This is a genomic window from Chryseobacterium cheonjiense (genome assembly GCF_012927265.1).
Taxonomy (GTDB): Bacteria; Bacteroidota; Bacteroidia; order Flavobacteriales; family Weeksellaceae; genus Chryseobacterium; species Chryseobacterium cheonjiense.
In genome coordinates this window covers 1,380,166-1,405,495 of the sequence record NZ_JABBGF010000001.1, presented here as the reverse complement: position 1 = coordinate 1,405,495, position 25,330 = coordinate 1,380,166, and the positions used below count along the sequence as shown (strand labels likewise).

At 40.1% G+C, this 25,330-nt stretch carries 12 protein-coding genes; all 12 read right to left on the bottom strand.

Going from position 1 to position 25,330, the window contains the following annotated elements; all coding sequences use genetic code 11:
• Positions 1 to 61 precede the first annotated feature (61 nt).
• Complete coding sequence (locus HHL20_RS06330; protein WP_169230316.1) at positions 62 to 2,689, bottom strand: glycoside hydrolase family 3 C-terminal domain-containing protein; 2,628 nt, start codon at positions 2,687 to 2,689, stop codon at positions 62 to 64.
• Positions 2,690 to 2,884: 195 nt separating this feature from the next.
• Positions 2,885 to 5,608, bottom strand: coding sequence for a T9SS type A sorting domain-containing protein (locus HHL20_RS06325; RefSeq protein ID WP_169230315.1), 2,724 nt, complete (start codon positions 5,606 to 5,608; stop codon positions 2,885 to 2,887).
• 253 nt (positions 5,609 to 5,861) lie between these two features.
• The gene (locus tag HHL20_RS06320) at positions 5,862 to 8,384 is read right to left on the bottom strand and encodes a glycosyl hydrolase 115 family protein (RefSeq protein ID WP_169230314.1); all 2,523 of its coding nucleotides are present in this window, start codon (positions 8,382 to 8,384) and stop codon (positions 5,862 to 5,864) included.
• Positions 8,385 to 8,616: 232 nt separating this feature from the next.
• A complete protein-coding gene (locus HHL20_RS06315) occupies positions 8,617 to 10,560 on the bottom strand; it encodes a glycoside hydrolase family 97 protein (RefSeq protein ID WP_169230313.1) in 1,944 nt (647 codons plus the stop codon).
• A gap of 2 nt (positions 10,561 to 10,562) precedes the next feature.
• The gene (locus HHL20_RS06310; RefSeq protein WP_169230312.1) at positions 10,563 to 11,936 is read right to left on the bottom strand and encodes a glycoside hydrolase family 43 protein; all 1,374 of its coding nucleotides are present in this window, start codon (positions 11,934 to 11,936) and stop codon (positions 10,563 to 10,565) included.
• Positions 11,937 to 12,153: 217 nt separating this feature from the next.
• Positions 12,154 to 13,560, bottom strand: coding sequence for a glycoside hydrolase family 43 protein (locus HHL20_RS06305; protein WP_169230311.1), 1,407 nt, complete (start codon positions 13,558 to 13,560; stop codon positions 12,154 to 12,156).
• A gap of 8 nt (positions 13,561 to 13,568) precedes the next feature.
• The gene (locus HHL20_RS06300) at positions 13,569 to 15,587 is read right to left on the bottom strand and encodes an NPCBM/NEW2 domain-containing protein (protein ID WP_169230310.1); all 2,019 of its coding nucleotides are present in this window, start codon (positions 15,585 to 15,587) and stop codon (positions 13,569 to 13,571) included.
• A gap of 154 nt (positions 15,588 to 15,741) precedes the next feature.
• Positions 15,742 to 17,121, bottom strand: a complete 1,380-nt coding sequence (locus HHL20_RS06295) for a glycoside hydrolase family 43 protein (protein ID WP_169230309.1) — start codon at positions 17,119 to 17,121, stop codon at positions 15,742 to 15,744.
• An 8-nt stretch (positions 17,122 to 17,129) separates the two neighbouring features.
• Positions 17,130 to 18,248: a glycoside hydrolase family 43 protein gene (locus tag HHL20_RS06290; protein WP_169230308.1), complete on the bottom strand. Its 1,119-nt coding sequence runs from the start codon at positions 18,246 to 18,248 to the stop codon at positions 17,130 to 17,132.
• 11 nt (positions 18,249 to 18,259) lie between these two features.
• Positions 18,260 to 20,815: a glycosyl hydrolase 115 family protein gene (locus HHL20_RS06285; RefSeq protein ID WP_169230307.1), complete on the bottom strand. Its 2,556-nt coding sequence runs from the start codon at positions 20,813 to 20,815 to the stop codon at positions 18,260 to 18,262.
• 12 nt (positions 20,816 to 20,827) lie between these two features.
• Positions 20,828 to 23,272: a glycoside hydrolase family 31 protein gene (locus HHL20_RS06280; RefSeq protein WP_169230306.1), complete on the bottom strand. Its 2,445-nt coding sequence runs from the start codon at positions 23,270 to 23,272 to the stop codon at positions 20,828 to 20,830.
• Between the two features lie 108 nt (positions 23,273 to 23,380).
• Positions 23,381 to 25,315: an alpha/beta hydrolase-fold protein gene (locus HHL20_RS06275; RefSeq protein ID WP_169230305.1), complete on the bottom strand. Its 1,935-nt coding sequence runs from the start codon at positions 25,313 to 25,315 to the stop codon at positions 23,381 to 23,383.
• Positions 25,316 to 25,330: the final 15 nt, after the last annotated feature.

The window sequence follows — 25,330 nt, the reverse complement described above, 5'->3', positions numbered from 1 at the left end:
TCTTTATTGGTAAACCTTATAGGTTTTAAAAACCTATAAGGTTTCTTAATCGGACTATTAATTAATTAACTTTTATCGGAATACTTTTCAATCCGGAATCATCTGAGGTTCCTCCATAGAAAATGGTGTAGTTTCCTGATTTTGATACCAAATCATCAGCTTTTTCATCGTAAAATTTAAATGAATCTTCAGAAATAGTAAGCTGAATATTTTTTGTTTCTCCTGCTTTAATCAGCAATCTTTCGAAAGCCCGTAAATTTTTTACCGGAGCTGCCGGATCGTTATTTCTTTTAACATAGACCTGGATGACTTCTTCTCCGTCTCTTCCTGATGTATTGGTAACCGGAACAGTAATGCTCAGATTTTCATTGGTATTGATTGTATTTTTACTCAGCTGAGCGTTGCCGTATATAAATTTAGAGTAACTCAATCCGTGTCCGAAAGCATATAGCGGTTTTTCCGTCATGTAACGATAGGTTCTTCCCTGCATATCGTAGTTTTCAAAGCCTTCATGTTTGCTGGTTTTTGACAGATTGCTGTCGAGCTGTTCAAGATTTTTGTAAAAAGTAACAGGCAATCTTCCTGATGGATTATAGTCTCCCGCCAAGACATCTGCGACGGCAGTTCCACCGGCTTGTCCGCCGTACCAGGCATTCAGCAAAGCGTCATAATTTTTTTCATCCTGTTCCAAACCGAGTGAGCTTCCCGTACAAAGCACGAAAACGACAGGCTTTCCTGTTTTATGTAATTCAGCCAGCAATTCACGCTGAACTTTCGGAAGCTCAATGGACGTTTTATCACCGCCTTTGAAACCTTCTGCATTGACCATCATTTCTTCACCTTCCAGACTTGGCGACAGTCCGCCTGCAAAAACGATAACATCTGCATCTTTCACTTTTTCCCTAACTGCAGTAAAATTCACAGGGTCTTTTCTGTATATGTCAAATGTGATGCTTACGTATTTTCCTTTTTGGGTGTGGCGTAACTCGATCTGATATTCTTTGCCTTTCTCCATTTTCAAAGGAAATTCTGAAGGATGTCTGGCATCGGGACCTTTTCTCGTGGCAATTTCTTTTCCGTCAACGAAAAGTGTGTAAACATCAGATGTTGAAGGCGAAAGAATAACATCGCCAGTGTAAGGGCTTTTGAAAACGCCGGAAATAATCGCCGAAGTATTTTCCCTTCCTACATTCGGGGCAAGCTGGGTTCCGCCGAAACTGTTGTAGTTGATTCCTGCTTTATTAACTGAAATATTTGCAGGTTCTCCCTTAAATTCATTGTTGTTGAAAAACGCTACTTTCATTCCTTTTTCGCCTTTTTTCTGACTTAAAAAGTTTTGGTAAAGCGAAGCTCTGGAGGATGGATCGGCGACTTCGGTTCCCTTTTCATAAATGATTTCTGCATTCGGAAATTTGGTTTTAATTCCATCTAAAATGGTTACAATGGAAGAAGGTGTTCCGTTGTAATTTCCCAGCTGCATTAGTCCGTCATCGGCATTTGGACCGACAACGGCGATTTTTTTAATGTTTTTATTTAAAGGCAAAACTTTTTTCTCATTTTTCATCAGCACAATTGATTTCTGTGCCATTTTCAGTGCCTGTTTTTTATGCTCTTCAGAATCTACCACCGAATATGGAATTGAGTTCCAATGAACGGAAGATTTAGGATCAAGCATTCCCAATTCAAACCAGCCTTTCAGAATTCTTCTCATTGAAATATCGAGGTCTTTCTCTGTAATTAATCCGCTCGCTAAAGATTTATTTAAATTATTATACGTGTCGCCACACTCCAGATCTGTCGAATGTTTCAAGGCATCTGCTGCCGTAGTCTTTTCGTCAGGATGTGTCCCGTGGTATTGTTTCTGATAGAAATCTGCCAACGCCCAGCAATCGGAAACGACCATTCCGTCATAGTTCCACTTTCCGCGGAGAATTTCGGTTAATAAAGTATTGTTGGCGCAACATGGCTGTCCGTCAAACGCATTGTAAGCGCACATCACTTCTCTAACATTTCCTTCTAAAACTAAAGCTTTGAAAGCCGGAAGATAGGTTTCGTATAAATCTCGTTTGGAAACTTCGGCGTTGTAGGAATGACGATTCCATTCCGGGCCGCTGTGAACGGCAAAATGTTTGGCACAGGCGTGGGTTTTGAAATATTTAGGATCGTTTCCCTGAAGGCCTTTTACTGCGGCAACACCTAAAACTGAAGTCAGATATGGATCTTCGCCATAGGTTTCCTGACCTCTTCCCCATCTTGGGTCACGGAAGATGTTGATGTTTGGCGTCCAGAACGTAAGACCTTCATAGCGTCCGGTTTTCTGGGATTCGTCAAAAGATTTATTGTATTTGGCACGGGCTTCATCGGAAATCATTTCAAAAGTTTTGAGATGTTCCGGAACATCCCAGGTTGCTGCCATTCCAATTGCTTGAGGAAAAACTGTTGCTGTTCCCGCTCTTGCAACACCGTGAAGCGCTTCATTCCACCAGCCGTAACCGGGAATATCTAATCTCGGGACAGCTTTGGAATTGTCCATCATCATTCCGATTTTTTCATCAACGGTTAATAATCCTAACAGGTTTTCAATTCTATTTTCTACCGGGAGATTAGGATTTTGAAATGGATATTTAAAGTTTTGTGCGGATGAAACCGTACAGATGAAAATTGATATGCCAAACAAAAGTTTTTTCATGGAAGGATTTTTTAATTCTTACTGTTAATCACAGTCGATTTATATTATTATTAATGATTTGGTAAGAGAAACAAATATATGATTCTATTTTTAATAAATGTGTAATTAACACTTAATTTGATTTATTATTTCTTTTAAATTCAAAACCGCCATACAGAATGATATGACGGTAATGAAGGTAATAATTGATTCGGCTTATTGCTTAATGAACTTATTCTTAAAGACCTGACTGTTTTCATCGGAAATTTCGATAAAGTAAATTCCCGAAGTAAGTTCTGAAATATCAATCCTGTTTTTGCCTGGCTTCAATTTCAAATCTGTTTTTATTAAACTTCCTTTTGCGTCAAAAATCGAGGCCGTTGCACTGTGCGATTTCAGTTCGACAAACATTTCCGTTTTTGCAGGGTTCGGATATATTTTCGGCTGATTTACAACCATTTCTTTAGCCGAAAGAACCGAGAAATTTAACGGAAGAATATTGGCTGAATAGGTATTTTCTTCACTCAGATAAGCTCTGAAAGAGTTAATCGCCGGCTCACTTCCTGCAGCCACTTTATAAAACCCGGTTACTCCGTTTTCCGTCTTTAACACGTAAGCATTTGCAGGGACTTTAATGCTTTGATAAACGCCGTTCAGCTGATTGACGGTGATTGCCTTCGGGGTAGAGACATTTCCCGTACCGGTAAATGTAACGTTTCCTGTAGCGTTTACAAGCACCGGAGTATTGGCCGGAATAGTTCCGTTGGAAACCGGTGTGCAGGAAATGGCCGTTGTGCCGGGTGACATGAGATATACATTCACCCCAGAAGGAATATTGGCTTCGAAAGGCAGCAACAGTACATCATAACCATTAAATACCCTGCTGTAAGAAGCAGCTCCTGCTGTGAAATTAAATGGTACCTGAAAATCTTTTCCTGAATCTGAAAGAACAAGGTTTGAACAATTTGTTCCCGAAATGATATTGTTAGCGGTAGAACTTACATTTGAATTCACATAAAATATATTGTTTGAATTAACGCTTACAGGCTGCCAGTTGTTCGATGTTGTGATACCTGAAACCGTTCTGAAATCCAAAGATGTGTAATATCCGTTTTCCAGCGCATCCATCATATTGCTGTCGCTGTCGGAGTAAGTACCATTAAATTTTGAAGCAATTTCATTTCCTACATTAAAGTATACATCTCCTAAATTCATCGTTAAAACTGAACCGTAGTTTGAATTTCTGAGTCCTAAAATCCCTTTGCATCCGTCGGTAAGAACCTGTCTTGAAATATCTAAAGTAATATCAAAGTTTCCGCCCGAAGGAAAATTAATTTTTCCATAATTATAGGATTTGGCTATTCCCTGACTGTTAATGTAATACAAAGTCGTATTATCCGAATAGCTCTGCCCTGCCGTTGTATAACTGTTGACATGCAATATCAGTTTATTGTACCGGTCGTTCAGCTGAAGATAACCATTGGAAGCGGTCATATTGTTACTGAACAAAGGGCTTGGATTGGAGAAAGTAACAGTTGTATTGCTGATGTTAAATGCTGTTCCGAAGGCAGAATTCGTTGTTGTCTGCGTTTCGATTTTATTATAATGAATGTTTCCTCCTGTCATGAGAGAAACGGGTCTGTCGGCACTTTTGTTAAAAACGAAAGTCATTACGCTGGACGGACCGATTTCCACTCCCGGACGGAAAGTCTGCGTACTGAATGAAACAGAAGTTGTGAGCATATCAGACGAAGAATTCGTTAATACTTTTGTTCCTGAAGTGGTATAAAAAGGCAGATCCACTTTAAGATTATAGGTATTTGAGGAAGGATTAATGACCATTAAAACCACCTGATTCCCGTCTGAAGAAATGTAGGAAGACCCCTGAAGCGCACCCGTACTGTCTCCCCAGGTTGCTGCAATACGCGTTTTTCCGGTTGTATATTTGGCAAAGTGAGAAAGAATATATCCTCTTTTAGTTATTACTCCTGCCGCAGTTCCGTTGGTACCGTCTCCCATCAGTCCGTAATATCTTTTGGAAGCGTAATGAATCCAGGCATTGATATTCCCAAGCATCGAATTATTGATACTTGAAGCGAAGTTGAAAGCATCCAGATTCCAGTTAAAATCGCGCGGCGTCTGACTTCCTGAATTCCAGTTGATGAGATATTCCGTCTGCCATATTTCTTTATTATAATTCTGAAATTGCTTGTAAGCAGACTGCATCAATCCGTACTGATGTCCACCGTACACTTCAAAATTAGCCATTGTAGCGGTATTCAGCATAGCGTTGGCAAAATTATCAGTAAAACCTACACTTTCCGGAGCAATCACCTTACAGTTGATGAGATGACCGTAATCTTTTACGAAAGTCGCAATTTGCGTCGGAGTCCAGATGCATCCCTGGTATTGTGCCATTTCATCAGGTTCATTCTGAATGGAAATATAGTCCAGATCCACACCGTTAGACTGAAGATAGGTTACAAAACTATTGAGATATAAAGCATAATCCTGATAGTTTTCCGGTTTTAAATAACCGATTTGCTGTACCCCATTTGCATCGGTATACACTGCATTTACGTGATTGTTGGTTTTCCATGCTGGGGGCATCGTCCACGGACTTGCGAAAATGGTTAAACCCATTGATTTTGCAAGCTGTGCAGTAGGTAATACCACATTCCAGTTATTGCTGTCTTCAGGAATATATAATCGCATAATGTTATATCCCGCTGTACTTCCCGATCCCCAAAGTGTCTGAATTTCAGATGTTGACATATGATTATACGCAAACTGAGGGCTGCAGACAAACCCACCAAAACCTTTTATATTCTGATAGGTAATATTTTTATCGATCTTAACAGTGGTAAGCTGTCCGTAACACAAGCTGCTAAAAAGCAGGCACAGCGCATGAATAGTAAAAAGGCTGACTAGTTTTTTCATAATGTTTTAGTTTTAATTTTGTGATGTTCAGGTATAAAGTTTTGGGCAAAGAATCCCCCTTCAAGACAGTCTGATTAAAAAACCGCCAAGAAAAATCTCCTGAAATAATTCAGGCAACCATTATAAATAAAGTGATATCAGGTCTTTTGCTTATTATCTTTTCATCTTGATAAAACCAATATTTACATGAAATTGAGATTAGAGATAATTATTTCATAGGCATATTTGATAGTGGTTACTATTTTTTGAAATTTCATTGAAGGATTTCGCTTTCGGGTGCACCCAGATAGGAAGGTTCTAAACCTCCGGTATTGATCATGATCTTTTCCAGAACAATTCCCGGTTCCAGAACACGGAATCGTAATCTATGCTTTCCGGGCTGTGAAATAAGATGTTTTGTAGCTGATTTAATAATATGTTCTGACTGCCATCTTCCCAGTTCTCCTTTATAATGACCGTTGAAATTAACCACCTGCGGAGCCTGTCCGTCGAAAGAAATTTCGTAACGCAACCCTTTATTATGGTTAAAATTCAATGTCGGAGCCAGTAATAACTGAACCTCAAATTCCCCTTTGGATTCAAAGTTAATATCATATTCAAGATATATATTTTCATCAGCTTTTGGGTAAGCATTTTGAGGAAAAGTTGTTACTCCGGATTTGGTTTTTCCGAAATCAGGAATCACTTCCCAATGGATCCGGTCTGAATTATTCAATCCTGAAAAATTTTCAGCTTCCATCGAAACGTAGCCATTCTTCTCCTGAAAGACTTTTTCTTTGGGAACATCCGTTTCGGAAACATAAGTAACTTCAGGCATAATATTTTCTTTTCCGTCGGCCCAGGTTTTATACCCAATGCGCATCTGGTCCATCATGTGTGCCCATTTTCCGTTTGCAATAACATTGTTGTACTGATTGTCGAGATAGGCGTTTCTTGCAAAACATTCTTTCACCTTATCTGCATAGAAATTTGCCTGAAGATCTTTTTTAGCAGCCAGTTCCCTGTTTTTGGCAACAGCATAGTACATTTCATACAAATTGCTGCAGGCATCAATCGGGTACAAAACCATCTGGTAATAAGCATCCTGATATTCGGCCGGAATCTGTTCTTTTAATCGTAAAGCATCGATTGCCAAAGCTCTGTACTCATTCAGAACGGTTTCAAATTCATTATAATTTTCCAGGCTGTAGGTTTTGCTGTCAAGAGTTTCCGGCGTTACTCTACGGTTGTATTTTGCGTATAGGTTGATCAGCCTTGCAATTTCTTTAGCATATTTTTCGCCGAACTGCTGCGTTGCCCAATTTTCGGTATATTCCAAAAGGTTTTTTGAATTAAACTGTTTCGGATTCCAGGCCATTTCCATGAAAAAACTGATCGGGAATTCCATGGGTTTCAAATCTCCTACATTTACGACCCAAAGTTTGTCTACTTTATGCTCATAAGAAAGATTCATCTGCTCCCAAACCCGCTGGATGGGACTGATATTGATCCATTTTGAATTTCTAGGGCCTCCGACATAATCAAAATGATAATACATTCCGTAACCGCCTTTATGCAGAGGTTTAGAAAGGTCCGGAAGCTTCCGCACATTGCCCCAGTTATCATCGCAGAACAACAGAATCACATCATCCGGAACCTTCATTCCTTTGTCATAATAATCCTGAACTTCTTTGTACAATGCCCAAACCTGCGGTGTTTTTTCCGCTTTTTTTCCGGTAGTTTCAGTTATAATTTTACGTTGGTCTTTTACGATTTTTTCCAGCAGAGCAATATTCGTTCCCTCTCCCATTGCTTCATCGCCGTCGCCACGCATTCCCACCGTTACAAGTCTTTCCCAGTTGTTGCTTCTTTCAATCCCCGATTTCCAGAATTTCTGCAAAACTTCACTGTTTTTGGCATAATCCCAGACGTTCGGAAGATTATTTTTTTTGATATACCGATGCCAGTCGGTTTGTGCCAAAGCCATCGGTTCGTGGTGTGAAGTTCCCATGACAATTCCCATTTCATTTGCCAGCGGTCCGTTCAACACATCATCGTCATAAAATGCTTTTCCCCACATGGCAGGCCAGATGTAATTTCCTTTTAAACGCAGGATCAGTTCAAAAACTTTCTCATAAAATTTGGAATTGAACCCACCAAAAGTAGCTCTCGCCCAGCCTCCGAGTGAAGGTTCTTCATCATTCAGGAAAATTCCGCGGTATTCCACAGCCGGCTCTCCATCGGTGTAGATTCCTTTTTTAAAATAGATATTTTCTTTTACCTCAACCGGAACATCTGCCCAGTAATACCAGGGCGAAACCCCAATCTGCCGGGACATTTCGTAAATTCCGTAAATCGTTCCGCGCTTGTCGCTTCCGGCAATTACGATGGCTTCGGAAATTCCCGGATATGGATTGCTTACATTTTGGATCATGTATTTTTCTCTTTTTCCGGTTAATAATTTTCCGTCAATTTTTTTTTGCCTGATTAAATCATCAATTACCGATTTAGTTCCGACGGTTCCAATGATGATTAGTGGAGATTGCTGTGCGGAAAGCTGATTCAGCAAACTCGGCTCGGCTCCGGTAACTTTCTGGAAATCGGATTGCAAACTTTTAACGGCCCTGAGAATTCCTTTGTCGATTCCCGGATTGGTAAAAATCGAGAGTCCTGAATTTTTCTCTTTTAAAACAATGGTTTCCGAGTTTTTTTCCGTGGTGATGAACGGCTGTGCTGCTTTGATGTGCAGGCAGAATCCGAATAGCATGACCAGAATATAGCGTTTTATATGCTTCATATTTTTTATTTTCTTTTTCCTAAACCTCATAGGTTTTTGAAACCTATGAGGTTGAATGTATCTTATTCTTTTATCCATAGGTTTACCTACGGCTATTGATATTGAACCCTGCGGATTCTTTGATTGCAGCGAATTTTTTGCAGCCCGACTTGAGCGGAGCTCTTTTTGCCGCAGCGAAGCGTAGGCAAAAAAGCGGGAGCGGAAGGCGGATAAAGCTGCCCAAATTTTTAATCTAATTTCTCAGCACAAAACCTCCATTAGGCTGGATTTCTATCGTGAAATCACCGTTTTTGTTTACTTTCACTTCTTTTTCGGAAGAATTTCCCTGAGCATCATCATTGATTAATTTCACTGTTTTTCCTGCGAACATCGGAAGCCTGATCTTTAATTTCTTACCCGTTTTTTCTGCATTTACTCCGGCAATATACCATTGATCCTGATGTCGTCTCCCTATCACAGAATATTTTCCGGGATACCCATCTATGAAAACCGTTTCGTCCCAAAGAGTAGGAATATCTTTCATAAAATCCAGCTGGAATTTCGGGGCATCCGTCAGATTATTCGGCATTACGGCGAACATCTGAACAGGATTCTGGAATAATACTGCTGTTGCCAGCTGAAAACCGTCTGTGGTGTATCTTTTATTTTTATCCTTATTGGATTTTGTTAAAAACCTGTTGAGGAAAGTTCCCCCAAATTCCATGCTTCCCACCGTATTTCTGATAAAAGGATGCAACGAAGCGAAAAAAGCTTCCTGTTTACGCACATCTTCAGAAAAATACAGCATTTCTGATGCTAAAACGGCTTCGCTTCCGGCATAATTCGGATACATGACTTCCCAGCCTCTCGGTAATGTGGTTCCGTGGAAAATAATCGTTAACCCAAAATCATTCGCATCCGAAAGAATATCTTCATAAAGACGCATGGTTTCCTGCTTATCGCCGCCGAAGAAATCGACCTTTAATCCTTTTACGCCAACTTCCTTCAGCCATTTCATTTCTTTTTTGCGTTCAACGGAAGAACTCATTTTATTTCTTGGTCCCATTGGTGCATCATTGGCAGCGCCATTGGAATTGTACCAAAGCATAACGCCAACATTTTTGGATTTTGCATACTGAATGAGCTCCTTCATTCGGTCTTTGCCGATGTTTTTGTCCCAAAGCGCATCCATCAGGATATATTGAAAGTTTAATGCAGCAGCGAGATCAATGAATTTCACCTGATCATCATAATTCATACTGTTATCCTGCCAGAGAATCCAGCTCCAGGTAGATTTTCCGAACTGATATTTCCGGGAGGGTTCATACATCGGTTCCACCACATCAAAAGGAACCGTAGTTTCTACAATCGGCTGTAAAGATTCTCCCACGGTAATGGTTCTCCATGGTGTTGATCCGGGCAGGGAAATTGCTGCCCCCGTACTTCCGAATCCATTGTTTTCAGCCATATTGGGATAAGCAACTTTGTACAGACTCTTTTCAGAAGTCGTTTCCAGATGGGAGGCACAGTATAAACTGTTCACTCCTGTTTCCGAAAGCAATATCCAGCCGTTATTTCCGAGGTGAAATAATCCTGGAAAAACATATCCGTAATCAGCTTTGGCTCCGAGTTCCGCATCTGCTTTATACCCGCTTTCATAGCTTGGCGCCGTACGGGCAAACCCGGTCATCGGCTTCATCATGGGAGAAAGAAAGGTAGTGGTCTGAAAGGGAAACCGGTAACCGGTAATTTCTGATGTTACAACTGCACTCAAACGGTCTTTCATGGGTAAAAGATGATATCGGAATGCAATATTGTTATTACTTACCTGAAATTCAATACTGATGCTGAACTGATCTGCATTAGTAAAATTAACCGTTAATGTATTGGCTTTATAATTGACCTGCGATTTTTTAATTTTTTCGTTGGTATAGGTTTTTGCAAACTGATCTTTTTTGCTGTCGGTAAATTTTAAATTTTGAGAAAAATCAGATTCATTGGTGATTAAACCTAACGAAGATTTCTCCAGCATAACTTTTCCCTGATAGGTTACGTTGTATAACGCTTTACCATTTTCCGAAAAGACATTCAGCTTCAGTTTTGCATCGGGACTGATAACCTCTGCAACCTGGGCAAAAATTGAAATTCCGCTCAACAGGCATAATAGTAGTGATACGTAAGATATTATTTTAATCATAATCATTTATTTTCAAGAAAAGTCCAATAGTCGAAAAACATAACATCCTTTGCTGCTTTTCCGTTAAATACAAAATATACATCGTGAACACCGGTAATTTTTTCCTTTAACTCGGTCTTTACAGTTTCCCATCGGTCGTCTCCACCGGTCAAGGGAACTTTTATTGTGGCTACTGCCGGTCCGGTAATACTGTCCAGATGAACATCCATCGTTACCTCGCTGTTGTGTGTGGTTCCTACTCTTGCGGAAAATACTTTGGCACCATTTTTTCCAAAATCCACATTTTTCACACTGGTGTAAGCACCGCTTTTTTTGGCTTTAATAAAAACACCGGCTTCTTTGTTCTGATACGATTTTACATTTTCCGACCATGCGATGGTTTCCGCCTGATTGAAACTGTAAGGATTTACTGTTGCGATGGCTTTGGTAATTCCGTTCGTCATCGCAAATGGTGAAATAGAACCATCTTTGTTGAATTCCAGTTCCTGAACGCTGACAGAACGTGTAAATCCGCTCCCGCCCGGCAAAGCACCATTATGATAGAAGAAATATGTTTTTCCTTTAAAATCAATGACTCCGGGATGGTTGGTAAAAGATTTTCCTTCGGCAGGCATAATAATTCCGCCGTATTTCCATGGTCCCTGTGGATTTTTGCTGGTAGAATATCCTATAAATTCGGGAAGCGGACCACCCGGCCAGAAAAGGTAATATAAATTTTTTCGTTTATACAGCCAAGGCCCTTCCTCATATTTTGAGGGTCTTTCAGGATTGGGTTTTCCGTCTCTTTTTCCGAATGATTCTTCGGTCATGGGTACTTCAATGATATTTCCTGAGCAGGAAATCATATCTTCATTTAATTTAACATATTTCAGCTTCGGGTTTCCCCAGTACATATGTGCCTGTCCGTCATCATCAACAAAAACGGTGGGATCGATATCGCCCCATTCGCTCTGTACCAGCGGTTTTCCCAACGGATCATGAAACGGCCCGAACGGACTGTCCCCAACAGCAACACCAATCGCGCCTTTATTATTGGTTTTAGACCACATCGGAACATACATAAAGAATTTGCCGTTTCTTTCCACGCACTGAGCAGCCCATGCATCTCGTTTTGCCCATTCAAAATCGTTATAAGAAAGAATGGTTCCATGGTCGGTCCAGTTTACCATGTCATTGGTGGAATAAACTTTCCAATCGTTCATCGTAAACCAAGTGGAATCATCTTCATCATGCGTAGTGTAAACGTAGAGCCTTCCATTGTAAACCATCGGAGCCGGATCTGCGGTGTAATTAGTCTGAATGATAGGATTCTGGGCAGAAACTGCTCCTGAAATCATTAAAAACAAACCCAATATAGATTGTATCGTATTTTTCATATTTTATTTGTAGTTGTTGTTCAGTCATCATTTAAGAATGAACTTATCTTTTATATCTATCTAAAATTTTACAGAGTCTATACACAAGTTTTTCGCACATGAGACACATAGGTTTTAGTTCCAACTTTGCACATATTTCAGATCACATGAGATTAAAAATCAAAGATTTTTATGTTTGAAAACTTCATAATCGTCATTGATACTTTGTGGTAGCGCTCTATTTTTTCTTAAAGCTCCAATAATCGAAATTAAACAGCTTTCTTCCTGCAGTAATATTTTTCCCCTGGAATACAAAATAGACATCGTGAACACCGGAAACCTTTTCTGAAATTTTTGATGATATTGTTTTAAAATCTTCCCAGCCACCGGTTCTTGGAATATCAACCGCGGCAATCTTAGGTCCTTTTACCTCATCCAGATGAACTTCTAAAATTCCGCCGTCAATTCCCGCGGCAACTGAAGCTGAAAATTCTGCAGCGCCAGTTCCGAAATCCACTGCACGGACTTTTATAAATCCACCCACTCTGGTATCGGAAACAAAAACTCCGTTTTTTTTATTTTCTAAAGTGCTGCATTTTTCCGACCAGGCCATGGTTTCCGCCTCATTTCTTTTGTAAGGATCTAATGTTCCGACAGAGCTTACTCCTTCCCTAGTCATTTTTATTTTTGGAATACTTCCATCGGCATTGTATTTAAATTCTTCAACAGCAGTAGACCGTCCGTAACTTCCGCCGTTTGGTAAAAGTCCGGTATGGTAAAACAAGTAGGATTTCCCTTTAAAATCGATAATTCCTCCGTGATTGGTAAAGCTGTTTGTGGGCTGATCGGTCATAATTTTTCCCTGATATTTCCATGGCCCAGTTGGTGATTCGCTGGTTGCATATGATAAACATTCCGTTTTTCCGGTCATACCTGCATACATCATGTAATATTGATTGTTTCTTTTGTACAGCCACGGACCTTCTACGTAAACATCATCAAACTTTTCCTGCTTTTGTAAAACCTCATCACTTCTTCCGGGACGTCTCAATCCCCCGAAAGATTCTGCCGATTGTGTAATTTCCGTAATTTTTCCGGCATAAGAAATCATATCCTTATTTAGTTTAGCATAAAATAATTTGCTGTTTCCCCAATAGAGGTAAGCCTGTCCGTCATCATCAATAAAAACGGTAGGATCGATATTATCCCATGTCCCTGTTGAAATTAATGGTTTTCCGAGTGCATCCTTAAAAGGTCCGACAGGGCTATCTGAAACGGCAACACCAATCGCCATATTATTATCAACAGTCTGAGCACAGATATACCAGTAAAATTTACCATTTCGTTCGATGCATTGTGCCGCCCAAGCTCTATCCCTCGCCCAGTTGAAGGATTCTAAAGAAATGGGAACACCATGATCCGTCCAGTTTACCATATCTTCAGTTGAATGAACCCGCCATTTGGTCATCGTATAAAAATCAAATCCCGGCTGATCGTCTCCCGTGTATACATACAGTTTGTTTTTATACACCATTGGTGCCGGATCGGGTGTAAAATGCGTCTGAACAACCGGGTTCTGAGCAAAAACAGCAGTGGTTGCCAACAGAAAAGGCAATGCAATATATTTTAAATTTCGATGAATCATAGTTATTATTATTTTGTTGGAATAAATTTATAGTAGACAACGCCGTGCGCGGGAATATCCAATAAAAGGATTTCTTTATCGGTATTGATTTCTGCAATGTTTTTCTGTCTCCAGAGATCTCTTACACTCTGAGTCCCTGAAATTCCTAATTTTTTGAAATCTTTATACGGCAACTTAACTTTTTCCCTTCCGAAATTAGCGAAAGCAACGGCTTTTCCTCCGTCTTCCAGCTCTTTTACATAAATTCTGAGTTCGCCGATAGTATGTAAGCAAACACCTTGTTTTCCCAAAGCATCCTGATTAACGGCAATCACCTCATCGTTTGTCAGAAGGTTTAAGGTAAAATCATCCAGTTTTTCGAGATCGCAGCCAATCAGCAATGGTGCCGAAAAAATACTCCAAAGGCTGATGTGGAGGTATTGTTCGTCCGGTTTTAAACGGCTCTGGTGCGGATTTCCCCAGCCTACTATTCCTACCACCAGCATATCCGGATCATTCCAGTTGCCCGGTTTTGCGTAAGAAGCAGCTTTCTCCTGAGCCAATGCAATATTTTTTACGCTAGCCCAGGTGTCCGTTATATCATTGGTAGTGCGCCATGACTGAGCATGAACTTCATCACCCCATTTCCAGACATCACCCATTCCGTATTGGCAAAGATTGTATACGATATCTCTAGGCTGTTGTTTCAGCAAATTTCCCATTAACCGAAAAGGTTTTACGCCTTTATCGGGATCACCGCCGCCCTGAAAAGCAAGAGAAGGAACTTTATTACCATCATTACCCGGTAATCCGTCAATGACACCACCGTAGCTGCACCAGTCGTATTTCAGGTAATCAACGCCCCATTTTGTATAGCTTTCGGCATCCTGCTTTTCGTAGCCATAGCTTCCCGCGCATCCTCCGCAGGTCCATGGTCCGGGAGAGAAATAAATTCCCATTTTCAGTCCGTTTCCGTGAATATAATCGCCCAGATTTTTCATATCCGGAAATTTGGAATTGGTTAAAATATAACCGTTTTCATCGCGCATCTTTCCTTGAAACGAAGGGTCCTTTCCGTCTCTGTTAAATTGCCACGAATCATCGATGTTGATGTAATTCCAGCCGTGGTTTACCAAGCCAGATTTTACCAAAGCATCGGCAGCACGTTTCACTTTGTCGGCAGAAACTTCGTGCCCGAAACAGTTCCAGCTGTTCCAGCCCATCGTTGGGGTAAGTGCAATTCTGTCTCCTGCTTCTATTCTTAATTTTTTTGAGGCTGAACCTTTTGCATTTTTTGCAGATAATTCTACTTCATACGTTCCTTTCGAATCTATTTTTCCGGTAATAATTCCTGTTTCGGGATCCAGCTTTAATCCTTCGTGAAGCTTTTTAGCAGAGAAAATCATCGGCCGGTCCCCTGTTGCTGCAATTCTGAAAAGGAAAGGCGAACCGGGACGAACACCATAAACACCTGCTGAGTTGATACGGGGCGTTGCTGGAGGTTTTGGAGTTAAAATATATGGTTCTGAAGCAATCGGATTGAATGTTTCCAAAGTAGCAATTCCGTTGGTTTCGAATTTTGCGTTGACCCAATCTGCGTGATCGTAATAAGGACCATTTCCGCCATCCGTTACTACAAGTTCGAGCTGCTTTATTCCTTTTAATGATATCGAAAAGGGTTTTGCTTTATCGCCCAAATGCATGATTCCGCTGGACCAAAGTTTTTTGTTGTCGCCGTAAATTTCAAATTCCACGGCAGGATCATGACCTTTCATTTCATCATCTAATCCCACTAATGCTGAAAACTTGTGGGCTTTACCATTTAATTTTATCAATAAAGAACTTTCGGCGTGAGTGCCGAAACCCCTGTCGAATGTATCTCCGGCAACCGTCAGTTTTTTTCCGTCCACCGAAGTATTGATACCCGGTTTTCCGTTTCCCTGGGTGGCAACGCTGAGATCTAATTTATCCAGCCAAACTGTAGATTGCGCACTTAGCCAGCATCCGATAATAAAAAAAATGAAAGTAAATAGTTTAAATCTTAACATTTTTAGAATTTTAACTGAATTAATGTAACTCATAAAAAAAATTAAGTTTTGGCTAAAGCCAACCTTATTCTTGCTTTATAAAATGGGCTTCCTTCGACAAGCTCAGGATAACATTGCCCATTCCTATTGATCCTAAATTCCGATTCAATACGGCTTAATCTGCACTAAACTTCCACCAGTCGAAATAGAAAAGGTCTCTGTCTCCTCTGAAAACAAAATATACATCATGAATGCCTTTCATATTCTTAACCGGCGTCTTTATGGTTTTGAAAATATCACCTTCAGCTTTTCCGGTTACTGTCACCGTTCCCAAAAGAGGTCCGTCGATCGCATCGGTACGAACTTCTATTTTTCCGCCGTACAATGCTGCTACAGAAACTTCTATAGAATGGGTTCCTTTGGAAAAGTTTACGCCCTGGACTTTGATATAGTCTCCATTGTTGACCGACGATACAACGATACGATCGGTGATTTTTTTACCGGTATCATAAGGATTGTTTCTTTCCCATTCGGTCATTTTTTCGGTTTTCAGACCTTCGCTAAAAGCGATGGTTTCGGCTTCTATTCTTTGATATGGATTAAGCGTTGCAATTCTTTGTACACCTTCCGAATCCCAGAACGGAAGCTTCTGAATGGTACCGTCAGCATTGTATTTCATTTCACTTACGCAGACAGAACGTCTCTCGTAATGTTTACTCATCGTCTGTTTTCCTATATTGTAATTGAATCCGAAAACATAAGATTTACCTTTATAATCAATGATTCCCGGATGATTTCCGTTGGAACGTTTGTCGCTGTCCATAATCATTCCTTTAAATTCCCACGGTCCGGTTGCCGATTTTCCCATTGCATAACCGATTCCTTCGGGACAGCAGGTAGATGCATAGGCCATATAATATTTTCCGTTTCTTTTCCACGCCCAGGGTCCTTCCTGATAATGAAAAGGGTCAGGAGAGCCTTTGATCTTGGCCACAGATGGATCTTTTACAATATCGCCATTTACCGAAATCATATCTTCGTTCAGCTTCACATACCAAAGGTTTGGATTTCCCCAATACAGGTAAGCTTGTCCGTCATCATCAATCAGGACCGTAGGGTCTATATCGTCGCTTGAATTTTTAACCAAAGGTTTTCCTATCGGATCACTGAAAGGGCCATATGGACTATCAGCCATCAAAACACCGATTCCTCTTTGTCCGGGCATCGGGCAATACATATAAAATTTTCCGTTTCTTTCGATTACCTGCGGCGCCCATGCTCCGTTTTCCGGATCGGTCCATTTGAAATCTTTAAGGGAAGCCACAACGCCGTGGTCTGTCCAGTTGACCATATCCGTGGACGTGTACAGCAACCAGTTTTTCATTTTAAACCCGAATGCATCATCTTCATCATGACTTGTATACAGAAAAACCGTGTCTTTGTAGACCATCAGTGCAGGATCTGCCGTAAATTTGGTCTGAATGATGGGATTCTGGGCGTTTAGTGATACTCCCAGAAACAACAACCCAAAATTCAGTATATATTTCTTTATCATATTAATTATTAATATTTAATGATTTGTTCCGTCCAGGTTGGCGGATGAATGTAAAACATTCCGTCCTTGTAATGCACCGGCTCGATTCCCATTTGCGGACCCAGTTCCCAAGGCTCAAAGGTCTGACTGTACGGATAGGGTCGTTTTTCGTACATAAAGTAGTGGCAGGAATTCCAGAGATTTCCGTCCGGGCCGATGAATAATGCGTTGTGCCCCGTTTCCTGATAAGGGTCTTCAGTGTCTGTAAACTGAAGGTTTTCGTATCCTCCATCTTTTGCCATTTGTTGTCTGTAGCCTTTTTTGCGGGTTCCGAAAATCGGTTCAGGGGAAGCAAGTTCCCAAGGTCCCAACGGTGATTTTGATTTCAGCAAACCCACTTCATAACCTCTTGTCCACGTGGAGAAAAACATAAAATACGTTCCTTCTTTTTTAGTCACGAAAGGTCCTTCGATTCCGCCGACCATCCATTCCGGCCAGCCCTGTTGTTTTTTATCTAAGAATTTTTGAATAGACGTGGTTAATTTTCCTGTTTTTAAATCAATTTTAGCCTGAAACAATCCATTTCCACTGCAATACAGATAAACCTGTCCGTCCTCATCCTCGAACAAAGTGGCATCGTTGTTATATTGTGGAGTCAGCGGACCATTCAACAGTTTGTATGGCCCTGTCACTTTATCAGCCGAAAACAACCAAATGCTGTGTGTTGCCATTCCTTTAGGGTCTTCTTTGGTTACCTTTCCGCTGTTTACAATCAAATAATATTTCCCTTTTATATAATGAATTTCGGGAGCCCAGAAGCGACCGTCATAAGGACAATCTTTGGGAAGTTTTTTAGCATCAATGAGAAAGGAATGCTGTTTCCAATTGACCAAATCTTTTGAAACCAACATCCTGACTCCGGGATTTTTGCCTTCCCAGACAGGATTGGAAGTTCCCACACAATACCACAAATCATCAACCTTAATGATGAAATGGTCGCGCATAGAAATGGCAGAATCTCTGGTAATCGGATTGGTGTATCGGAATTCTCTTTTGGCTGAAATTTTTGATGTTTCACCCTGAGCAAAATTCAGATTTGAAGTAAAAATGAATAAAAATAATAATAGAATATCTTTTAAATTTTTCATATCTCGAATATTTACCTTTTATAAGGACTTTCATCCATTTTCAAATACGTTTCTTCATAACCGCCGTTGTCTATGATGATTTTGTGCAGTACAATTCCAGGGTCAAGAGGTTCTAGAGTCAAAGTAAAATTGCCGTTTTGATTTGACGGAACAACAAATGTTTCAACTTTTTCCACAATTCTTGCTGCTGCGGCAGGATACATTTTGGTGTAATTATTTGCCCATGTCAAATCCTGATTGATACCTATTATTTTTGAGTTGTTTTTATCAAGATAAGCCTTTACACTGTGTCCGCCTTTTCTGAACGGAAGTGTGGAATCAAAAATGAAATGAATTTTTACCTCGGAAGGTTCATTTTTTAGATTAAATTGATAGGTTATCGCTGAACCAGTAGTTTTTTCCGTATAAGGCATCAATGCAATCCCGGAAAGTGTTCTCCCCAAATCAGGAATGACCGTCCATTTTGTATTTGTTGAAGCTTTAACCTCAAAAAAATGTTCGGCTTCCATTGCAACTACACCATTCTTTTCTTCAAAAATATAACCGCCTGTTTTGGCTTCTTCTTTCGTAATTCTGTAAACAGTTGGCTTGATATTTCCTTCCTTTGGTTCGTCCCAGGATTTGTAACCAATGTGCGTCTGGTCCATCATGTGGTTCCATTTTCCGTTGGAAATATTGAGGTTGTAATCTTTGGTATATTCTGCATCTCTCGCAAAACATTCATCGGCATAATCTGCCCACTCATTGGCTTTTAAATCTTTTTCTGCTGCCAGTTTATGATTCATTGCAACGGCATAATACATGTCGTAAAGATTCGCCATTGCACGGACGGGATGCAAAACAATCTGTTTATAAGTGTCTTTATAAACCTCATCTAAATTGATGAATTGTCTCAAAGCTCTTGTTTCCAAAGCTAAATATCCGTCTCTTACCTGCAAAAATTCACCGCTTTGAAGATTGTATGTTTTATCGTTCAGCATTTCTGCTGAAACTCTTGAATTGTATTTACAGTAAAGATTAATGATTTCTGCAATTTCTTTGGCATTGGTCTTTCCAAAATGTTCTTCTGCAAACTTCACCGAATAAATTTCGAGATTGTCCTGTGTAAAAGAATTGGGGTTCCACGCCATATTCAGGAAAAAATCCATTGGGTATTCGTTAGGTTTTAAATCTCCGACATTCAGAATCCAGATTTTATCAACACCGTAACTGTACGTTAACTGCAACTGTTCCCACATATGCGGAATCTGCGTCATATTCAGCCATTGATAGGCTCTCGGCGCACCGTGCAGATCAACGTGATAGTACATTCCGTAACCGCCCGGATGTTTTTTGGAATTCAAGTCAGGAAGTCGTCGTACATTTCCCCAATTATCATCGCAAAGTAAAATAATGACATCGTCAGGAACTTTCATTCCCTGGTCGTAATATTCCAAAACTTCACTGTACAAAGCCCAAAGTTGAGGGGTCTTTTTTGCAGGTTTCCCTGTCACTTTTTCAATGACTTTTCTTTGGTCGGTCATTATCTGCTCCAGCTGTCTGAAATTGGCTTCGGCACTTCCTAAATCGGTCATCGGTTCGTCTCCGTCACCACGCATTCCCATTGTTAAGAGATTGTCATAATTTTTGTTCCGATGGAATCCGTCTTCCCAGAATTTCAGAAGCGCGTCTTTGTTCGTATGGTAATTCCATTCTCCGTTTCCGTATTCTCTGCGATGATTTCCCCATTCTTTTTGAGCGCGCATCATAGGTTCGTGATGCGAAGTTCCCATTACGATTCCATATTCATCAGCTATTTTTGGATTAAGAGGATCGTCTTCGTTAAAGGCTTTTCCCCACATCGCAGGCCAAAGATAATTGGCTCTGAGACGCAGCAGAAGCTCAAACATATTCGCGTACATTTTGCTGTTGACACCTCCGAATTTAGTTCTTGCCCAAGTTCCGAAAGCAGGCTCTTCATCATTGATAAAAATCCCGCGGTATTTTACTTTTGGCTCGCCCGAAGCAAAATATCCCGGAATGACATACGCTGCAGAACGTTTCTTAACGGGAACATCATTCCACCAATGCCAAGGTGAAACACCGAGCTGTTTTGAGATTTCGTAAATTCCATAAATTGTTCCCCGTCTGTCACTTCCTGCGATGACAAGTTGTTTTTTAGAATTTGAATTTTCTATGGTTGTAATGACAAAACTTTCCCACTTTCCTTTCAAATCTTTAGCATTGATTTTTTTTGAGGAAATTAATTGGTCAATCTGCTTATTGGTTCCAACTGTTCCGATGATGATTTCAAACTCGGCAGAAGTTTCTGTTGCAGAAAGGTTCGGTAATTTACCCGTTACTTTCTGAATGTCTGTTTGTAAATCTTTTGCAGCACGAATAACAGCAACATCTTCGGATGCATCATAAAATAAATCGGCAACTTTTCCTTCTTTTGAAACAATAGGAAAACCTTTATCATCTGAAATGATATTTTCTGCGATTCCTGAAGTTTGTTGCGCGAAAGTTCTTGCTGCAAAAAACAGAATTAGGATGAATAGTTTGTTATTTATTAGACGTTGTTTCATGAATAAGCTTTATCATTTAAAATTTACCGTCACGTTCTTCCCAGAATAATTAATTGATTTCTCCCGCCCATCCGGTAGCATTATATGAAAGTTCCTTTTCTCAATCATTCCCGGATATTTACCTTTCCGTGCATCAATCGTTAATGTTTTTGATTTTTCGTTCCAGTGAAAAGGAATTTCAGTATAGCTTCCTTTTTCGTAATTGTAATTATCAAATTCATCTTCGTACAAGATGAAATCCGCATCGGTTCCGGGATAAACTTTAATGGTAAGATTGTCCCATTTTTTCTCAGTCGCATACTGTACATCGGGACCAAACGGAATGATGCTTCCCGCTTTTACATATAAAGGAATAGCCTGAAGATTAAGCGTTTTCTGAATTTCATGACCTCCGTTGTGTTTTTCATTTGTCCAGAAATCAAACCAATCTGCACCTGCTGGAAGATAGACTTTCACCGTTTTATTTTGTGAGAAATCTACATTGGAAAGTGAATTCTCTTTTTTGTTGGCATCAGTTTTATTCCAGCCTTCATTTTCATCGGTTTTAACTATTTTTTCAGGAGTATATTGCGCATTCAGAATCGGAGCAACTAAAAATGACTTTCCGAAAAGATATTCATTATTGATATCCCAGCTTTTTTTGTCTACCGAAAAATCCATTGAAAGAGCACGCAGAAAGCTCGAATTATTTTTAGAAACATCCCAAGAAACTGAATAGATATAGGGCAACATACTGTAACGCAATCTGATGAATTTCTCTATTGCATCATAAACCGGATCACCTTTCTGTCCAAACTGATAAATTTCTCTCGGCACATCGGTTCCGTGTGAACGCATCATGGGTGTGAAAGTTCCATACTGCAACCACCGAACGTACAGTTCCTGAAACATTTTGTTTTGGGGACCTCCGTTTCTTTTATAAACTCCGGCGAAAAATCCTCCGATATCTGAATTGAAATTCGGATTGCCTGTCAGACTGAAATTCAGTCCTGCAGGAACCTGATTTCTCAACGATTCCCAGGAAGAATTGATATCGCCAGACCAAGTATTGGCAGCATATCTTTGCTGACCTGCAAAAGCCGATCTTGTTAGAATAAAAACCCTTTTATCACTTGTAGTTTCGCGCTGATGATCGTAAACTCCACCCACGGTCATCAACGGATAGGCATTTCTCACTTTACGGAAGGAACCAAGATACGTTTTGGTATTTAAATCTTCGGGGTTCTGGCTAAGATGGTCCGGCTCCGTAGAATCCATCCACCAGCTGTCTACTCCCAGGCTGAACAACCCTTTATTTAAAAATTTCCAGTAAATGTTTCTGGCTTCAGGGTTATAAGCATCGTAAACACGGACACCGGAAGGATAGTTCAGATCCGGAGGCCAAGTGTCTCTTCCTGACTCAGGCCAGGTTTTGAAATTGAAGAGCATCCCTTTTTTATCCATTTCACGGTACTGATTGGTCATCGGTCCGAATGACGACCAGATGGAAACGGAAAGATGCGCATTCATATCGTGAATATCCTGTATCATTTTTTTGGCATCGGGAAAATCGGGGCTGATGAAATCCATCGCGTTCCACTGATAATTATTCCCCCAATACTGCCAGTCCTGGATGATTCCGTCTAAAGGAACTTTTAAATTGCGGTATTTTTTAACCACCTCTACCAGTTCATCCTGACTTTTATAACGCTCTTTGCTTTGCCAGTAGCCGTAGGTCCATAAAGGAAGCATCCGCACATTTCCTGTGAGGCTGCGCATTCCTGCAATCACTCCGTCGGCATTTTTTCCGTAGATAAAATAATAGTCTATCCCGTCTCCTACTTCCGAAGAGAACGATGTTTTCTCCGGTGTATCAGTAAACTGCGTGGGAGATGCATTGTCCCAAAAAATACCGTACCCTTTTACAGACTGAAAAAACGGCACAAAATCCCAGGTATTATTCTGAATCATTTTCACGTCTGTATTCCGTTGGGACATTTTTCCGTTCTGTAAAATTCCCAAACCATAAATGGGTTCATTTTTTTCAAGCTGAAAAGACTGTGAAACAGAAAGGGTTTGATTTCCGGCATCATCAAAAGGTTTGAATGCGTTTCCCGATTCTTTAAGAAGCTCTTTTCCTGATGGCAACTGATAAGTTATTTCTCCTGTTGTATTATTTATAGAAAGCTGAAGACCTTTTGTTTTTACTAAAATATTGTTCCTGCCTTCCGAAACCGAAAATTTGGTTTTCTGTTCTTTTTGAATGACGGAAAGACTATTTTTTATGAATGTTTTTCCAGATGGATACTTAATGATTCTTACCGTATTTTCACCATACCATTTTACTTCAACAGTTGCATTTTCTACAGTAACGCTGATGCCTGAGTCTGTTTTTCTGTAAGACTGTGCATTGAAATTTCCCGAAACTATTACAATCGTTACGATAAACGCCTTATTTCTGATGGTATTGAAGTTCATTTTTTGTGATTTGGATTGGAATTAAATTGTAAGCTTTCATTTTTTTATCATCATAATAAAAGAAATGTATTATCTCTTTTAAATTTACACGGCTGTGTAACTGCTAAACTATTCAGAATCTTTAAACAGCAGCTGAGCAAAATTGTAAAGGTTGTTTCTCCAGACCGGCCAGGTGTGACCTCCGGGATACTCGGAATACGAATACTTAATGCCTAACTCATCCAGTTTTTTCATCATAATCTGACAATTTTTATAGGCAATATCTTCTTTTCCGCCCATTGAAATCCAGAAGTTTTTTATATTGGAATTGATTTTTTCTTTGTTGTCATTCATAAATTTATATTCACTATCAGCTACTTCCTGAAGAGACGGGAGAATCCATCCTGAGCTGAAAACGCCTAAGGAAGAAAACATATCTGAATTCTGAACGCCTGTATGCAGGGTATAAATTCCTCCCATTGAAAGTCCGGCCAGTGCTCTGTTCGCTGCATCTTTTTTAACCCTGAAATTAGATTCAGTAAATGGAATTACAGATTCCTTTAATTCTTTATCAAACATCTGCAGATTCCTGGCTCCGAAGCTTCCGAACCCGGCAGGTCCGATGTTGGCATCCGGCATTACGATGATCATTGGTTTTGCTTTACCTTCGGCAATTAAATTGTCCAGAATAAAATTCGTTTTCCCCTGCATTGCCCAGCCGCTTTCATCTTCGCCGCCGCCGTGCAAAATATAGAGAACAGGATATTTTTCATTCTGATTTTTATTGTAGCCCGGAGGTGTGTAAATGAACACTCTTCGCCATGAGTTGGTTACTTTTGAGAAAAAATTCTGAATTCTGATATCGCCATGCGGAACATCTTTCATTGCGTAGTATCCATCACCCGCAAAAGGCACTTCTATACCGCTTGCATATCTTCCCATCCCGTAAAAGGTTTTGCTGGAAGGATCGGCAACGGCAACGTTATCAATTAATAAGGAGTAATAATGAAAACCTTCACTTAAAGAATCTGTTGTGGCTTTCCAGATACCGTCCTGGTCTTTTGAAAGATCATATTTTTTACCAAGATCAATCTGTACTTTCTGTGCTTCCGGTGCTTTCACTCTGAAAATAGCCTTTCCGTTAGGTAAAATCTGTGGAAACTGGGCATTCCTTATGTTAGATTCAGCAGGAATCCCCAACACGGTAAAATTGGGAAATGCAGTCTGATCTACGGGTTTAAAAATGAGCTGTGAAAATATGTACAAATCATTTTTCCAGACTTTAAAATCATGTCCGCCCGGTTCAATGTAAAAAATATGGGGAATTTTGTTTTGTCTGAGATAATCGCTGGTTCTTTTGCTAAACGGCATCAATCCGTCGGCATCGCCGCAGGAGATCCAGATCAGTTTTAATTCTTTTGCTTTTTGAGGATTCGGAAGTAAAACCTGAGGTTCTTTTGTATTAGGAGCAGATGAAAAACCACCTACCCAGGCAAATTTATCAATATTTCCCAGTCCGAAATTCAGGGTTTGTCCGCCTCCCATTGAAAGTCCGGCAATGGCCCTGTTTTCCCGGTCTTTTTTTACCGGAAATTTCTTTTCCACAAAAGGAATAAGATCAGTCAACAAATCTTTTTCAAAAGTTGCGAATGCTTCCACCTTATCTTTTGCCATGATTTTTCCCGTTGCACGATCGTCTTTTATCGCCCTGCCATTAGGTAAAACAACGATCATGGGTGTTAATTTCCCTTCGGAATAAAGATTGTCAAGAATGATTTGGGGCGTTCCGTTTTTGTACCATTCTTTTTCGTCGCCTCCGATTCCGTGCAGCAAATACAGAACAGGATATTTTTTATTTTTATTAAAACCCGGCGGTGTATAAATCAACGCTTTTCTTACCGTTCCTACCGTTTTGGAAGGATACTGAATGCTGTCAATTTTTCCATGGGGAATATTTTGTTTTATTTGGTCAAAACCGACAGGAGCCTGCTTTTCAAAATTCTGGGCTGATGCAAAAATTCCTGTGAGGGAAAATACGATTGCAAATACAATTGAATTTTTCATATTTTTTATTTGTAT

Coding starts and splice junctions, on each gene's coding strand:
- HHL20_RS06330 (WP_169230316.1), bottom strand. CDS start 2,689: ATGAAAAAACTTTTGTTTGGCATATCAATTTTCATCTGTACGGTTTCA.
- HHL20_RS06325 (WP_169230315.1), bottom strand. CDS start 5,608: ATGAAAAAACTAGTCAGCCTTTTTACTATTCATGCGCTGTGCCTGCTT.
- HHL20_RS06320 (WP_169230314.1), bottom strand. CDS start 8,384: ATGAAGCATATAAAACGCTATATTCTGGTCATGCTATTCGGATTCTGC.
- HHL20_RS06315 (WP_169230313.1), bottom strand. CDS start 10,560: ATGATTAAAATAATATCTTACGTATCACTACTATTATGCCTGTTGAGC.
- HHL20_RS06310 (WP_169230312.1), bottom strand. CDS start 11,936: ATGAAAAATACGATACAATCTATATTGGGTTTGTTTTTAATGATTTCA.
- HHL20_RS06305 (WP_169230311.1), bottom strand. CDS start 13,560: ATGATTCATCGAAATTTAAAATATATTGCATTGCCTTTTCTGTTGGCA.
- HHL20_RS06300 (WP_169230310.1), bottom strand. CDS start 15,587: ATGTTAAGATTTAAACTATTTACTTTCATTTTTTTTATTATCGGATGC.
- HHL20_RS06295 (WP_169230309.1), bottom strand. CDS start 17,121: ATGATAAAGAAATATATACTGAATTTTGGGTTGTTGTTTCTGGGAGTA.
- HHL20_RS06290 (WP_169230308.1), bottom strand. CDS start 18,248: ATGAAAAATTTAAAAGATATTCTATTATTATTTTTATTCATTTTTACT.
- HHL20_RS06285 (WP_169230307.1), bottom strand. CDS start 20,815: ATGAAACAACGTCTAATAAATAACAAACTATTCATCCTAATTCTGTTT.
- HHL20_RS06280 (WP_169230306.1), bottom strand. CDS start 23,272: ATGAACTTCAATACCATCAGAAATAAGGCGTTTATCGTAACGATTGTA.
- HHL20_RS06275 (WP_169230305.1), bottom strand. CDS start 25,315: ATGAAAAATTCAATTGTATTTGCAATCGTATTTTCCCTCACAGGAATT.